13 protein-coding genes and 1 riboswitch are annotated in these 12833 nt (G+C 72.6%); of the genes, 5 read left to right on the forward strand and 8 right to left on the reverse strand.

Features of this window, described 5'->3' with window-relative positions:
* Positions 1 to 248 precede the first annotated feature (248 nt).
* The 3 genes from V4Y03_RS09340 to V4Y03_RS09350 all read left to right on the forward strand — a co-directional run bounded on the left by V4Y03_RS09340 (position 249) and on the right by V4Y03_RS09350 (position 3347).
* Positions 249 to 1214 carry an N-acetylmuramoyl-L-alanine amidase gene (locus V4Y03_RS09340; protein ID WP_332434612.1) on the forward strand — a complete coding sequence of 322 codons (966 nt, stop codon included), beginning with the start codon at positions 249 to 251 and terminating at the stop codon, positions 1212 to 1214.
* A 122-nt stretch (positions 1215 to 1336) separates the two neighbouring features.
* Positions 1337 to 2203 carry a DUF5336 domain-containing protein gene (locus tag V4Y03_RS09345; protein ID WP_332434613.1) on the forward strand — a complete coding sequence of 289 codons (867 nt, stop codon included), beginning with the start codon at positions 1337 to 1339 and terminating at the stop codon, positions 2201 to 2203.
* 133 nt (positions 2204 to 2336) lie between these two features.
* Positions 2337 to 3347 carry an LLM class F420-dependent oxidoreductase gene (locus V4Y03_RS09350; protein WP_332434614.1) on the forward strand — a complete coding sequence of 337 codons (1011 nt, stop codon included), beginning with the start codon at positions 2337 to 2339 and terminating at the stop codon, positions 3345 to 3347.
* 18 nt (positions 3348 to 3365) lie between these two features.
* On the opposite strand, the gene V4Y03_RS09355 is transcribed toward V4Y03_RS09350, so the two are convergent.
* From V4Y03_RS09355 to V4Y03_RS09370, 4 genes are all read right to left on the reverse strand, one after another.
* Positions 3366 to 3857, reverse strand: a complete 492-nt coding sequence (locus V4Y03_RS09355; protein WP_317875251.1) for a hypothetical protein — start codon at positions 3855 to 3857, stop codon at positions 3366 to 3368.
* Between the two features lie 176 nt (positions 3858 to 4033).
* On the reverse strand, positions 4034 to 5125 hold the full coding sequence (locus tag V4Y03_RS09360; RefSeq protein ID WP_317875247.1) for a prenyltransferase: 1092 nt from the start codon (positions 5123 to 5125) through the stop codon (positions 4034 to 4036).
* A complete protein-coding gene (locus V4Y03_RS09365) occupies positions 5122 to 5868 on the reverse strand; it encodes a class I SAM-dependent methyltransferase (protein WP_317875246.1) in 747 nt (248 codons plus the stop codon). Before V4Y03_RS09365 ends, V4Y03_RS09360 begins: the two co-directional genes overlap by 4 nt.
* A gap of 133 nt (positions 5869 to 6001) precedes the next feature.
* Positions 6002 to 7336: a glycosyltransferase family 4 protein gene (locus V4Y03_RS09370; protein WP_317875245.1), complete on the reverse strand. Its 1335-nt coding sequence runs from the start codon at positions 7334 to 7336 to the stop codon at positions 6002 to 6004.
* A 238-nt stretch (positions 7337 to 7574) separates the two neighbouring features.
* On the opposite strand from V4Y03_RS09370, the gene V4Y03_RS09375 reads away from it, so the two are divergent.
* Complete coding sequence (locus V4Y03_RS09375; protein ID WP_317875244.1) at positions 7575 to 8219, forward strand: TetR family transcriptional regulator; 645 nt, start codon at positions 7575 to 7577, stop codon at positions 8217 to 8219.
* A gap of 65 nt (positions 8220 to 8284) precedes the next feature.
* On the opposite strand, the gene V4Y03_RS09380 is transcribed toward V4Y03_RS09375, so the two are convergent.
* The 4 genes from V4Y03_RS09380 to V4Y03_RS09395 form a co-directional block, all read right to left on the reverse strand.
* Positions 8285 to 8827: a hypothetical protein gene (locus V4Y03_RS09380; RefSeq protein ID WP_332434615.1), complete on the reverse strand. Its 543-nt coding sequence runs from the start codon at positions 8825 to 8827 to the stop codon at positions 8285 to 8287.
* A gap of 99 nt (positions 8828 to 8926) precedes the next feature.
* Positions 8927 to 9502 carry a hypothetical protein gene (locus tag V4Y03_RS09385; protein ID WP_332434616.1) on the reverse strand — a complete coding sequence of 192 codons (576 nt, stop codon included), beginning with the start codon at positions 9500 to 9502 and terminating at the stop codon, positions 8927 to 8929.
* 199 nt (positions 9503 to 9701) lie between these two features.
* Positions 9702 to 9935 carry a ferredoxin gene (locus V4Y03_RS09390; protein ID WP_317875241.1) on the reverse strand — a complete coding sequence of 78 codons (234 nt, stop codon included), beginning with the start codon at positions 9933 to 9935 and terminating at the stop codon, positions 9702 to 9704.
* Complete coding sequence (locus tag V4Y03_RS09395) at positions 9935 to 11395, reverse strand: aldehyde dehydrogenase (RefSeq protein WP_332434617.1); 1461 nt, start codon at positions 11393 to 11395, stop codon at positions 9935 to 9937. Before V4Y03_RS09395 ends, V4Y03_RS09390 begins: the two co-directional genes overlap by 1 nt.
* A gap of 150 nt (positions 11396 to 11545) precedes the next feature.
* Here V4Y03_RS09395 and V4Y03_RS09400 point away from each other — a divergent pair, with 150 nt between their 5' ends.
* Positions 11546 to 12583, forward strand: a complete 1038-nt coding sequence (locus V4Y03_RS09400) for an MBL fold metallo-hydrolase (protein ID WP_332437138.1) — start codon at positions 11546 to 11548, stop codon at positions 12581 to 12583.
* Positions 12584 to 12715: 132 nt separating this feature from the next.
* Positions 12716 to 12788: riboswitch (cobalamin riboswitch) on the forward strand.
* The last annotated feature ends 45 nt before the right edge of the window (positions 12789 to 12833 follow it).

Raw genomic sequence — 12833 nt, forward strand, 5'->3', positions numbered from 1 at the left:
GCTCGATCGTGGGTCGTTCCCGCCGCCTCCGACAGGTCGGTCGGACGGTTCGGGACGTGCGTCGTTCGGTTCTTCCCCCACCACGGTTCCCCCTCGTGGGTCCATGCGCGGTGGCACCCCACCGTCGCCTCTGGACACCTACCCTTCACGGTCCCGGCACACGCGTCCACCGTTATCCGGAGCCGGTGACCAACCTGGGATCTGTCTGCTACGGGATTTCGCCGCGCACAGGGCCTAGAGTCGCCCGGGTGCCGTACGACCACCGGAAGACCACCCGCCGCACCCCCACCCCCACCCCCACATCCAGCCACACGCCCGGCTCCGTGCTCACCCGTGCGCTCGCCCTCGCGGGCTGCTGCGCCGTGCTCGCCGGCTGCGGGGCCTCGCAGGCCGCGCCGCCCGGCGGGAAGGCCCAGGAGACCCGGCTGGAGAGCGCGACCCAGTCCCTGCCGCCGGTCGCCTCCGGCGGACAGCCGAGCCGCTCCCCGCAGGCGGCCCCGCAGTCAAGCCGCTCCCCGCAGCCCGTCTCGCAGGGCAACCGTCCGCTCGCCGGGCGGACGGTCGTCATCGACCCCGGTCACAACTCCGGCAATTTCCGCCATTCCCGGGAGATCAACCAGAAGGTGAACATCGGGACGACCCGTAAGGAATGCGACACCACGGGCACCTCGACCGACGCCGGGTACACCGAGGCCTCGTTCACCCTCGACGTCTCCCACCGCCTGCGGGACCTCCTCACCGCGCGCGGCGCGAAGGTGGTCCTCACCCACGACGCCGACCGCCCCTGGGGCCCCTGCATCGACGAGCGGGCCCGGATCGGCAACGCGGCCCGCGCCGACGCCGTCGTCTCCGTCCACGCGGACGGTTCCGCCGTCGGCCACCGCGGATTCCATGTGATCCTGCCCGCACGCGTGCGCGGCGGCTCCGCCGACACCGCGAAGATCGTCGGCCCCTCGCGCGACCTGGGCGAGGACATCGTCGACCGCTTCGCCCGCGCCACCGGAACCTCGCCCGCCAACTACCTCGGTTCCGGCACGGGGTTGGACGTACGGGACGATCTCGGCGGACTCAATCTCTCAACCGTGCCCAAGGTCTTCGTCGAATGCGGCAATATGCGTGATCCGAAGGACGCCCAGCTGCTCACGTCGGCGGCGTGGCGGCAGAAGGCGGCCCAGGGCCTCGCGGACGGCATCGCCACCTACCTCAAGGGGTAGGACCGGCGGGCGATAGATTCGCTCCGTACGATGGGGCGCCGCCCCCGTGCCATGAGGCCCTGCCCATGAGGCCCCGAGTACCACCCCGACGCGACGACCGACGAACGACGAAGGACTCTTACGTGAATATCCGCTCCCTCACCCGAGGCGATGGCGTGCTGATCGGTGCAGCGGTGGTGCTGTTCATCGCCTCGTTCCTCGACATCTCCGGCTGCGACGGCCCGGCGTCGATCTGCGACCAGATCCCCAGCTCGAACTCCTGGGAGGCCTCGCCCCTCGGCTGGGGCTCCTTCTTCCTCGGCATCGCCGGTGCCGCGCTCGTCGTGGTCTCCCACGGCCTGCCGCAGCAGCGCAAGGTGGCCGGTCTGGAGCTCGGCCAGGCCGGTGCCGCGTTCACCATCGCCTCCGCGTGGACCCTGCTCATGTGGATCTTCGAGGCCACCAACGCCGGCGCGGGCCTGGTCCTCGGCCTGATCGCCTCCCTGGTCGTGGCCGGTGCCGCCGTCGCCGGTCCGCTGGTCCCCGCCCTCAAGGCCCCGCTGATGAGCGCGCCCAGCCCGCAGGCCCCGCAGCCGTACGGCATGCAGCCGGGCCAGCCCGGCCAGCAGGGCGTCCCCGGCGCCGGCTACGGCTACCCGGGCGCGCAGCACCCGCAGTACGGCGGACCGCAGGACCCCTCGCAGGGTGCGGGCCAGCCGTTCGGCGCGCAGGCGCCCGCCCCGCAGCCGCAGGCCGCGCACCAGCCCGAGCCGCAGGCCCAGGCTCCGGCCGCGCAGGCGCAGCCGGCCTCGGACTTCACCCCGTTCTGGTTCGCCGTCCCGGTCGCCCGTCCGCTGTACGCGGAGGACGGCTCCCAGGCGCCGATCGCCGAACTGGCCCCGGGTACCTGGTACCTGGCGGTCGAGCAGCGCGGTCCGGGCCTGGTGGCCCAGACGCAGGACGGCCGCCGCGGCGTCCTCCAGGACACCACGGGCATCCAGCGCGGCTAGGAAGCCCCGCGGGGCCCTCACCGTACGGCCCTCACTCCACGGCCCCTCGTCCGGAATCCCTTCCGGGCGGGGGGCCGTTGGCGTACAGTCCCCGCATCGCACGAACTGACGGATCGTCAGAAAGGATGGGGGCATGCGACTCGGACTCGCCCTCGGCTACTGGGGCCGCGGCCCCTCCCCCGCCCACCTCGACCTCGCCCGCGAGGCCGAGCGGCTCGGCTACGACTCCGTGTGGACGGCGGAGGCCTGGGGCTCCGACGCGTTCACCGCGCTGACCTGGATCGCCGCCCACACCAGCCGCATCAAGCTGGGGACGGCCGTCGCGCAGATGGCCGCCCGCGCCCCCACCACCACCGCCATGCACGCGCTCACCCTCGACCACCTCTCCGGCGGGCGGGTCCTGCTCGGGCTCGGACTGTCCGGGCCGCAGGTCGTCGAGGGCTGGTACGGGCGCCCCTTCCCCCGCTCACCGCTGACCGCGACCCGAGAGTACGTGGACGTGGTCCGCCAGGTGCTGCGCCGCGAGGCCCCGGTCCGGCTCGAAGGACGGCACCACTCCCACCCGTACACCGGCCCCGACGGAACCGGCCTCGGCAAGGCGCTCAAGCCGATCACCCACCCGCTGCGGGCCGGGCTGCCGATCCTGCTGGGCGCCGAGGGGCCGAAGAACATCGCGCAGACGCTGACGATCGCCGACGGCTGGCTGCCGCTGTACTGGACCCCCGAACGCTGGTCCGAGGTGTACGCGCTCCCCGAGCGCCTTCCCGAGGGCTTCCTCGTCGCCCCCATGGTCCGGGCCCAGGTCTGCGCGGACGTGGCGGCCGGACTCCTCCCGGTCAAGGCGATGCTCGGCTTCTACATCGGCGGCATGGGCCACGCCGCCCGCAACTTCCACGCGGACCTGATGGGACGCATGGGGTACGAGAAGGAGGCCCGGCGCGTCCAGGAGCTGTTCGCCGCCGGCCGGCGCGAGGAGGCGGTGCTCGCCGTACCGGACGCCTTCGCGGACGAGATCTCCCTCGTCGGACCCCGGACCCGGATCGCCGAGCGGCTGGAGAAATGGCGGCGGGGCCCGGTGACGGACCTCCTCGTCACCTCACCGGACCCCGAAACCCTCCGCCTGCTCGCGGAGCTCAACTCCTAGTGCGCCGGTGGGAGTCGGTCACCCGCCGCTGAGCTGGGACGCACTGGGCACCTTGTCGACGACCTCGGCGCCGGCGCTCTTGCCCGCGTCCTTGACGCTGTTGATGACGCTCTCGAAGGAGCTGACGTCCGCCGCGCCTGCCTCACCCTTGCGGAGCTTCGTACCGAGGTCCTTGAGCGAGTCGATGCCCGCCGAGAGCGGCGCGACCGCCTTGGAAAGCAGCGGGTCGCCCTTGGCGTTGTTCACGGCCGCCTTGAGCCGGTTGTACGTGAACGCGCCCGCGAGGCCCGCCTTCACCAGGGCGAAGGTCCGGCCGTCCGCGCCCTTGGTGAACTTGCCCGCGCGGTACGGCTTCACGATCCACTGGTACGCGGCGCCCGCCGCCAGCCCCGCGTTGGCCACGAACCGGGTCTTCGCCAGCTTCTGCTGCTCGAAGCTGCTGGAGACCGACGGGGTCGCGGCGGCGCTCGCGCTCTGCGTGGCGTCGCCGCCGCAGGCGGCGGTGGTCATGAGCAGGGTGCTCGAAAGGAGCAGCGCCACGACTCCACGCGAAGGACTTCTGGGCACGACGGGACCTCCCTGGGGACTGTGGCGCCAGCCTCGCCCGGGGCAGGGGGGTCCGCTACCCGGGCGACTCCGTCCGGGTAGCGTCCGGGCCCGGGAGGTCCTGCCCGGCGCCCTGCCCGCTACGCCCGGCAGCAGTCCGGTTCGAGGCCGCCGGGAAGGCGCTCGCCGCCGAAGACGGCCACTGTGGCCTCCTCGCCGCCGAGGGCCGCCACCGCGAGCAGCAGGGAGCCGGCCGTCCAGGCCGTCTGCTCCTCGGGCCACATGGCCTTGTCGCCCTCCGCGTCGCCCTCGAAGACGTACCCGGTCCAGTACATGCCGTTCCCGGCGCGCAGGTGCTGGATGTCCTGGAGGATGGTGAGGGCCCGGTCCGACTCGCCCATCGCCCAGAGGGCGAGGGCGAGTTCGCAGCTCTCGCCGCCGGTGACCCAGGGGTTGGGGACCACACAGCGCACCCCGAGGCCGGGCACGACGAACGTGTCCCAGTCGGCCTCGACCCGCGTCTTCGCCTCGGCGCCCGTCACCGCGCCGCCGAGCACCGGGTAGTACCAGTCCATCGAGTAGCGGGACTTGTCGAGGAAGCGCTCGGGGTGGCGGCGTATCGCGTGCCCCAGCGCCCCGGTCGCCAACTCCCAGTCGGGCTGCGGCTCTTCGCGGACCTCGGCGATGGCGAGGGCGCAGCGGAGCGCCTGGTGGATCGAGGAACTGCCGGTGAGCAGGGCGTCGTTCACCGGTGTGCCGTCGGGCTCGCGCTTCCAGCCGATCTGGCCGCCCGGCTGCTGGAGCCCGAGGACGAACTCGACGGCCGCGTAGACGACGGGCCACATCCGGTCGAGGAAGGTGTCGTCGCCGGTCGAGAGGTAGTGGTGCCAGACGCCGACCGCGATGTACGCGACGAAGTTGGACTCACGGCCGCGGTCGGTGACCTGCTCCGGGTCGCCGTCCTGGTAGGCGGCGTACCAGGAGCCGTCGGTGTTCTGGTGGCGGGCGAGCCACGCGTAGGCGCGGGCGGCGGCGGCGTGCTCGCCGGCCGCGTCCAGGGCCATGGCGGCCTCTGTGTGGTCCCAGGGGTCGAGGTGGTGGCCCCGGAACCACGGGATCGCCCCGTCCTCGCGCTGGACGGCGAGTATCCCGGTGACGGTCTCGGCTGCCTGCTCGGCGGTGAGCACCCCGGGCAGGACGAGGTGCTCGGCGATCCGCTCGGGACTCGTCACTTGTCGGCGTCCACGGCGTCGGCCTTCGGAAGGTGCGGCTTGGTCGCGTACGCCACGAAGCTCTTGCCGACGACCGGGTTGAGCAGCTGCTCGGTGACCCGGGTCAGGGCGGGCTTCTTCATGATGTCCCAGACCAGGAGCTTGTGGTAGGCGCGGACCGGCAGCGCCTTGTCGTTGTCGACGCCGAAGGCGCACTTCAGCCACCAATACGGCGAGTGCAGGGCGTGCGCGTGGTGGGTGCCGTACGGCTTGAGGCCGGCCTGCCGGATCTTGCCGAGGAGTTCGTCGGCCTTGTAGATGCGGATGTGGCCGCCCTCGACCTCGTGGTAGGCGTCGGAGAGCGTCCAGCAGACCTTCTCCGGGCCGTAGCGGGGCACGGTGATCGCGATCCGGCCGCCCGGCTTGAGGACGCGGACCATCTCCGCGAGCACGCCCTTGTCGTCGGGGATGTGCTCCATGACCTCGGAGATGATGACGACGTCGAAGGACGCGTCGGGGAAGGGCAGGTTGAGGGCGTCGCCCTCCATCGCGGTGGCGGTCGCCCCCGCGGGCGCCTCCCCGGCCTCCTTCATCGCCGCGAACCACTTGGCGACCTCGCGGATCTCCTCGCCGTTCTGGTCGAGGGCCACGACCTGGGCGCCGCGCCGGTAGCACTCGAAGGCGTGCCGGCCCGCACCACAGCCCAGATCGAGCACACGATCGCCGGGGGCGAGCGGGAAACGGGTGAAGTCGACGGTCAGCACGGGATCCTGCTTTCGCGAGTGGAAGGTGATTGTGGGCAGGCGCCCACGCCGACTTGTGGGCAGGCGTTCCGCAGGGCGGAACAGGCGGGCACGAGCCGACCACCGGGCCGCACCCGACCATGACGACGGAGCATCACCGGCGCACCCCGGCACCCCGCGCGGCGACCGCCTCCCGATACAGCTCGGCCGTCCCCTGCGCGGCCCGCGCCCAGGTGAACCGCTCCAGGACCCGCGCGCGCCCCGCCGCGCCGAGCCGGGCCCGCAGCTCCGCGTCACCCAGCACCCGCCCCAGCCCGGCGGCCAGCGCCCCCGCATCACCTGGCGGCACCGCCAGACACGTCTCCCCGTCCGCCCCCGCGACCTCGGGAATCGCACCACCGGTGGTCGCGACGAGCGCCGTCCCCGTGGCCATCGCCTCGGCGGCGGGCAGCGAGAACCCCTCGTACAGCGAGGGCACGCAGGACACCTGCGCCGATCGCACCAGGTCGACCAGCTCCGCGTCGCTGATGCCCTTGACGAACCGCACGGCCCCGTCCAGCCCGTACCGCTCGATCGCGGCGGCGACGGGGCCGTCCTCGGCACGCTTGCCGACCACGACGAGGTGGGCGTCGGGGTTCTCCGTACGGAGCTTGGCGAGCGCCTCGATCAGGTGGATCAGGCCCTTGAGGGGGACGTCGGCGCTGGAGGTGGTGACGATCCGGCCGGGGACCTCGGCGACGGCCGGATCGGGCGACCAGAGGTCGGTGTCGGCGCCGATGTGGACGACCCGGATGCGGTCCTCGCGTACCCCGAGGTGCTCGACGATCTCCTGCCGGGAGGTCCCGGAGACGGTGAGGACGGACGGCACCCGGCGGGCGACGCGCTTCTGCATGCGGGTGAAGGCGTACCAGCGGCGGACGGAGGCGCGGCGCTTCCAGTCGGCGGCGGCGTCGAGTTCGAGCTGCCGGTCGACGGTGATGGGGTGGTGGATCGTGGTGACGAGCGGCGCGCCGATCGCGCGCGGACCGCCGAGGAGCCCGTACCCGAGGGTCTGGTTGTCGTGGACGACGTCGAAGTCGCCGCGGCGGGCGGCGAGCATGCGCCGGGCCCGCAGCGAGAAGGTGAGCGGTTCGGGGAAGCCGCCGGTCCACATGGTCGCGACTTCCAGGCCGTCGATCCAGTCCCGGTACTCCTCGCGCCTCGGCGTACGGAAGGGGTCCGGCGAGCGGTAGAGGTCGAGGCTGGCGATCTCGGTGAGCGTGAGCCCCTTGAGGTCCTCGCCCTCGTCGAGGACGGGGTACGGCTGGGAGCCGATGACCTCGACGGAGTGCCCGAGGCGGGCCAGCTCGCGGGAGAGGTGGCGGACGTAGACGCCCTGTCCGCCGCAGAAGGGATTGCCCTTGTACGTGAGGAGGGCGATGCGCAGGGACTCACCCCCGGCCGCCGTGACGCCCTGTCGGGGGCTTGCCTCTATGGCCTCAGCGCTCATGCGCGACCCCCTTCGAGCGTGCGTTTCGCCGGAGCGTATCCGCTCGCGCTAATCTAGAACAAGTTACAGACTTGATCGCCGGCCCGATCTCCGGCCCGATCGTTCTCGAACGCTTGATCCTTCGAGGAGGACAGAATCTACCGGCAGGTAGCTCCGCGGTGAGATCCGGAACAGGTGATTCGCGCCACGGCCTCCGCACCGCCATACTGTCGCTCCCCACCGCACGGAACGGGACCTCATGACCGCAGACAACAGAGCGGACCGCAGCCCCGCGTCGCCACCCCTCACGGAACGACAGGAGGCGCGCCGCCGCCGCATCCTGAACGCCAGCGCGCAGCTCGCGGCGCGGGGCGGCTTCGACGCCGTGCAGATGCGGGAGGTCGCCGAGGCGGCCGGAGTGGCCCTGGGGACGCTGTACCGCTACTTCCCCTCCAAGATCCACCTGCTGGTCGCGACGATGCAGGACCAGCTCCAGCACATGCACACCACCCTGCGGAAGCGCCCGCCGGCGGGCGCCGATGCGGCGCAGCGGGTCGCGGAGACGCTGATGCGGGCCTTCCGCGCGCTCCAGCGCGAACCGCAGCTCGCGGACGCGATGGTGCGGGCGCTGACCTTCGCGGACCGCGGGGTGAGCCCCGAGGTCGACACGGTCTCGCGGCTGACGACCGCGATCATCCTGGACGCGATGGGGGCGGAGCACCCGACGCCGGAGCAGCTCTCGGCGGTCCGGGTGATCGAGCACACCTGGCACTCGGCGCTGATCACCTGGCTGTCGGGACGGGCCTCGATCGCACAGGTGAAGATCGACATCGAGACGGTCTGCCGGCTGATCGACCTGACGGCACCGGCCCCCGCGCCGGCACCGGAGTCCGTGGCCGGCTGAGCGGCACGGGCCGCGCCACCCGCGCCCCCGGTGGTTCGTGCTCCGGGGGTACGGGCGGCACCGGGTCAGGACTTCTTGGCCTTCGCGTTCTCCTCGGCGATGGCCGCCGCGCACTCCGGACCGCTGTCCACGGCGACGAACATGACCAGCTTGAGCGGGCCCGCCGAGTGGTTGCTCGCCTGGAGCTGCCAGCTGCTCTTCTTCAGGGACTTGATCACCGAGCCGCCCTGGCCGGAGCTGCGCTCCTCGCTCCAGCCGCCCTTGGTCAGGGTCGCGACCGTGGCGTCGTACGACTTCGCCGGGTCGGCGGCCTTCTCGGCGTCGGCCGTCCAGCTGACCATGCAGTCCTTGAGCGTGGCCGGAACCTGCTCGCCCGAGGCGTCCTGCGTGAAGCCGGCCCCGGTCGCCGCGCCGGACAGCTCCTCGGTGACCGCGGCACCGTCGAGCCGCTTGCCACCCGAACCGCCCGAGCCACCCGTCGAGGACGAACCGGCCGAGGACGAACCGACGGACGCCGAGCCGCCCTTGTCCGCACCACCGTCGCTCCCGCAGCCCGCGACGAGCAGCACCACACCGACGGCCACGGCCGCCCCCATCACCTTGCGCACAGCACTCCCAAGGACGCACACGCGAAGGCCTCTCGCCTCCGCTGACAGGGGCACAGTTTTGCACGTGGAAACGGTCCTCGCGTGCAACGGCGCCCTTCCTCAAGGCCGTTCGCCGTCGTCCCCGAGCAGGGACTCCCGCTCCTTCTCGGTGAGCTTCGCCATGCACGAGTCCTCCGATGCCTGGAAGGAGATGATGTCCATGCTCAGCCCCTCGCGGGCGCTGTGGTGGCGGGCGTTCATCGTCCAGCCCCGCTTCTTGAGCGTGACCGTGACGCTGGTGCCGCCCTTCTCGTCCAGCTTCTCCACCTGGCGCTGCGTCTGGTTCCACCGCTTCCCCGCGAGGGCGGCGACCGCCTTGTCGAAACCGGCGCGCGACCCTTCGGCGACGGGGCCGATGTACTGCCAGCCGGTGGAACAGGCGGCGCTGCGCTCGGCCGCCCGCTCCCGCACCGTGGACGGCGTGGGCCGGGGGGTGGCGCCCTTCGGGGCCGGCCCGCCGATCTCCGGAAGGTCGGATTCGGGCAGCCCCGAGCCGTCGACGGCGGCGAGGACCTCGTCGTGCGCCGCCGTACGGCCGAAGGCCGGCGCTCCCGCCGCACCGGGCCCGCACCCGGCCCCGAGGAGCGCCACCAGGGTCACTCCGGCGACCGCCGCCCACCCCGTACCCCGAGCCATACCCCGAGCCGTCCCCCGACCCTGACCCCGACCTCGACCCTGACCGCGCATGACGTCTCCGCTCCCTGTGTCCCTGCTGTGCCGAGCGAGTGTCACACACATGAGGGCAGGTCAGGGGCGGTGTCGGCGGGCGCGGTTCCCCGGCGGGCCCGAACCCGGTCACTCCTCCAGGGGCCCGGTCACTCTTCCGGGAGCCCGGTCACTCCTCCGGTGGGAACACCGGCTCCCCGCCGTCCGCGAGCGTGATCAGGATGGCCTCCACCGGGCAGCCCTCGGCCGCCGCGAGCAGGCGTTCGCCCGCGTCGGCCTCCGTCGCGCGCGGGTGCGACTGACGGGCCGTGTCGAGACGGAAGCCGTCAGGAGCGTGGTTGACGCACATGCCGGAGCCGATGCAGACGCTCCGGTCGACCTCCACGTGCCAGCGGTCACCCATCACGCGTCCCCGTATCCGGCCGGCAGGTGGATCATCTTGTGCTCCAGGTACTCGCCGAAGCCCTCGGGGCCGAACTCCCGTCCCAGACCGGAGTTCTTGTAGCCGCCGAACGGGCCGAGCATGTCCAGGCTGAAGGTGTTCACGTTGAACGTGCCGGTGCGCACGCCCCGCGCGAAGTCGATGCCGTGCTCCACGTCGCCGGTCCAGACGCTGCCGCTGAGCCCGAAGTCGGAGTCGTTCGCGATCCGGAGGGCCTCGGCCTCGTCCCCGTACGGCAGGAGGCAGATCACCGGGCCGAAGATCTCCTCGCGGGCGATCCGCATGGAGTTGTCGACGCCGCCGAAGAGGGTCGGCTCGACGTACCAGCCGCGCTCCAGGCCGGCCGGACGGCCACCGCCCGCGAGGATCTTGGCGCCCTCCTGCTGGCCGATGCCGATGTAGTCGAGGGAGCGCTGCTGCTGGCGGCGGGCGACGAGCGGGCCGACCTGGGTGGCCGGGTCGAGCGGGTCGCCGACGACGAGCGCGCCGGCCGCAGCGGCGAGGGCCTCGGCGATCTCCTCGTACCGGGAGCGGGGGGCGAGGATGCGGGTCTGGGCGACGCACGCCTGGCCGTTGTTCATCCAGGCGGCGGGGACGATCCCGGCGACGGCGGTCTCCACGTCGGCGTCCGGCAGGATCACGGCGGCCGACTTTCCGCCCAGTTCGAGGGTGACCCGGGTGAGGTTGCGGGAGGCGACCTCCATGACCCGCTTGCCGGCGGCGACCGAACCGGTGAAGGAGACCTTGTCGACGCCGGGGTGGCCGACCAGGTACTCGCTGACCTCGCGGTCGGCGGGCAGGATGCTGAGCACGCCCTCGGGCAGCCCGGCCTCGGCGGCGATCTCACCGAGGATGTACGAGTCGAGCGGTGACTCCGGGGAGGGCTTGAGGACCACCGTGCAGCCGGCCAGCAGCGCGGGCCCCAGCTTGGCGGCGGCGGTGAACTGCGGGACGTTCCACGGGACGACGGCCGCGACCACGCCCACCGGCTCGCGCCGGACGAGCAGCGGTCCGAGGACGCCGCCGCGCCGCTCCTCCCACGCGAAGTCACGGGCGACGGTGATCGCCGCGTCCCAGACCATCATCGCGCCGAGCGCCTGGGCGAGGACGGACCAGGAGTACGGGGAGCCGTTCTGCGCGCTGATGACGCGGCCGATCTCCTCGTACCGCACGGCGATGGCGTCCTTGATGCGGGTGACGACCGCGATCCGCTCCTCGACCGGCATCCGGGGCCAGGGCCCCTCGTCGAAGGCCCGCCGCGCGGCGGCCACGGCCCGGTCGACATCGGCGGCGGAGGCGTGCGGGACGCGTCCGATGACCTCCTCGGTGTGCGGGGAGATCACCTCGATGACCTCCTCGCCGAGCGGATCGGCCAACTCCCCGCCGATGAACAGCTTTCCGTGCTCCACAAGCTCGGTCATGACCGCCGCCTTCCGGGGAGGGAATCTTTCTGACGATGCCTCAGAACTGATACCAGTTCTAGTTATGATGGGCAACGGTCTGGCATGCTCCGTACCGCCCCGGAGAGATTCCGTACCGCCGTGGAGAGATGAGGAACCATGAAGGCAGCCATGCCGCAGGTGACCGATCACGGCGGAGGCGTCTGGTCGCTCCGGGTGCCCATCCCCGACAATCCGCTCGGTCACACCCTGGTCCACGTCCTCGACACCGACCGGGGCCCCGTCCTCGTCGACACCGGCTGGGACGATCCCGCCTCCTGGGCCGAACTCGTCGGCGGGCTCGACGCGCTGGGGATCGCCATGCCCGACGTCCACGGGGTCGTCATCACCCACCACCACCCCGACCACCACGGCCTCTCCGGGCGGGTCCGCGAGGAGTCCGGGGCCTGGATCGCGATGCACGCCGCCGACACCGCCGTCGTACGCCGCACCCGCGAGGCCCGGCCCGGCACCTGGCTCGACTATCTCGCCCGGAAGCTCGCCGCCGTCGGCGCCCCCGAGGACCACCTCGTCCCGCTGCGCGCCGCACGCGACTCCGGCCGGATGGACACCCTCCCCGGGCTGCGCTCCGCCCTCCCCGACCGCGAGATCGTCCCCGGCGAACTCCTCGACCTCGCCGGGCGGCGGCTGCGCGCGATCTGGACGCCCGGCCACACCCCCGGCCACGTCTGCCTCCACCTGGAGGAGGAGCACCCCTCCCGGCTGCCCGGCCACGGCCGCCTCTTCTCCGGCGACCACCTGCTGCCCGGCATCTCCCCGCACATCGGCCTCTACGAGGACCCCGACGAGGTCACCGAGGCCGACCCCCTCGGCGACTACCTCGACTCCCTGGAACGCATCGGCCGCCTCGGGGTCGCCGAGGTCCTCCCCGCCCACCAGTACGCCTTCCCCGACGCCGCCGGCCGGGTCCGGGAACTCCTCGACCACCACGAGGAGCGGCTCACCGGCCTCCTCGGCCTCCTCGCCACCCCGCTCACCCCCTGGCGGCTCGCCGAGCGGATGGAGTGGAACCGCCCCTGGGAGCAGATCCCCTACGGCTCCCGGAACATCGCCGTCAGCGAGGCCGAGGCCCATGTCCGCCGGCTGGTGAAACTGGGCCGCGCGGAGGCCGTCCCGGGGACGGACCCGGTGGAGTACGTGGCGGTGTGAAGGCCTGACCCGGCCGGCGGCCCGGGGCGGGCGCCCGACGCGGTCCCCGCCCCGGTGTGAGGCACCTCGCACCCTCGGGGCGGCGGGCGTACGGGCCGGTAGAGTGGGCGCGTCGTCATCATGCCCGTACGGGGGGAAGCCGGTGCGACTCCGGCACTGACCCGCAACCGTGAGCCGTTCGCAAGAGCGGCGAGTCGGAATGCCCCGTGCGGGACGTGACCGCCGGCACCGTCGAGGAATACGGAGCCGG

It is taken from the genome of Streptomyces sp. P9-A4, from assembly GCF_036634195.1.
In the GTDB taxonomy this organism is placed as follows: domain Bacteria; phylum Actinomycetota; class Actinomycetes; order Streptomycetales; family Streptomycetaceae; genus Streptomyces.

Excerpts from the sequence above, each read along its gene's own strand:
- V4Y03_RS09400 (WP_332437138.1), top strand. The coding sequence starts at position 11,546 with ATGCCGCAGGTGACCGATCACGGCGGAGGCGTCTGGTCGCTCCGGGTG.
- V4Y03_RS09385 (WP_332434616.1), bottom strand. The coding sequence starts at position 9,502 with ATGGCTCGGGGTACGGGGTGGGCGGCGGTCGCCGGAGTGACCCTGGTG.
- V4Y03_RS09370 (WP_317875245.1), bottom strand. The coding sequence starts at position 7,336 with ATGAGCGCTGAGGCCATAGAGGCAAGCCCCCGACAGGGCGTCACGGCG.
- V4Y03_RS09375 (WP_317875244.1), top strand. The coding sequence starts at position 7,575 with ATGACCGCAGACAACAGAGCGGACCGCAGCCCCGCGTCGCCACCCCTC.
- V4Y03_RS09395 (WP_332434617.1), bottom strand. The coding sequence starts at position 11,395 with ATGACCGAGCTTGTGGAGCACGGAAAGCTGTTCATCGGCGGGGAGTTG.
- V4Y03_RS09350 (WP_332434614.1), top strand. The coding sequence starts at position 2,337 with ATGCGACTCGGACTCGCCCTCGGCTACTGGGGCCGCGGCCCCTCCCCC.
- V4Y03_RS09355 (WP_317875251.1), bottom strand. The coding sequence starts at position 3,857 with ATGACCACCGCCGCCTGCGGCGGCGACGCCACGCAGAGCGCGAGCGCC.
- V4Y03_RS09390 (WP_317875241.1), bottom strand. The coding sequence starts at position 9,935 with ATGGGTGACCGCTGGCACGTGGAGGTCGACCGGAGCGTCTGCATCGGC.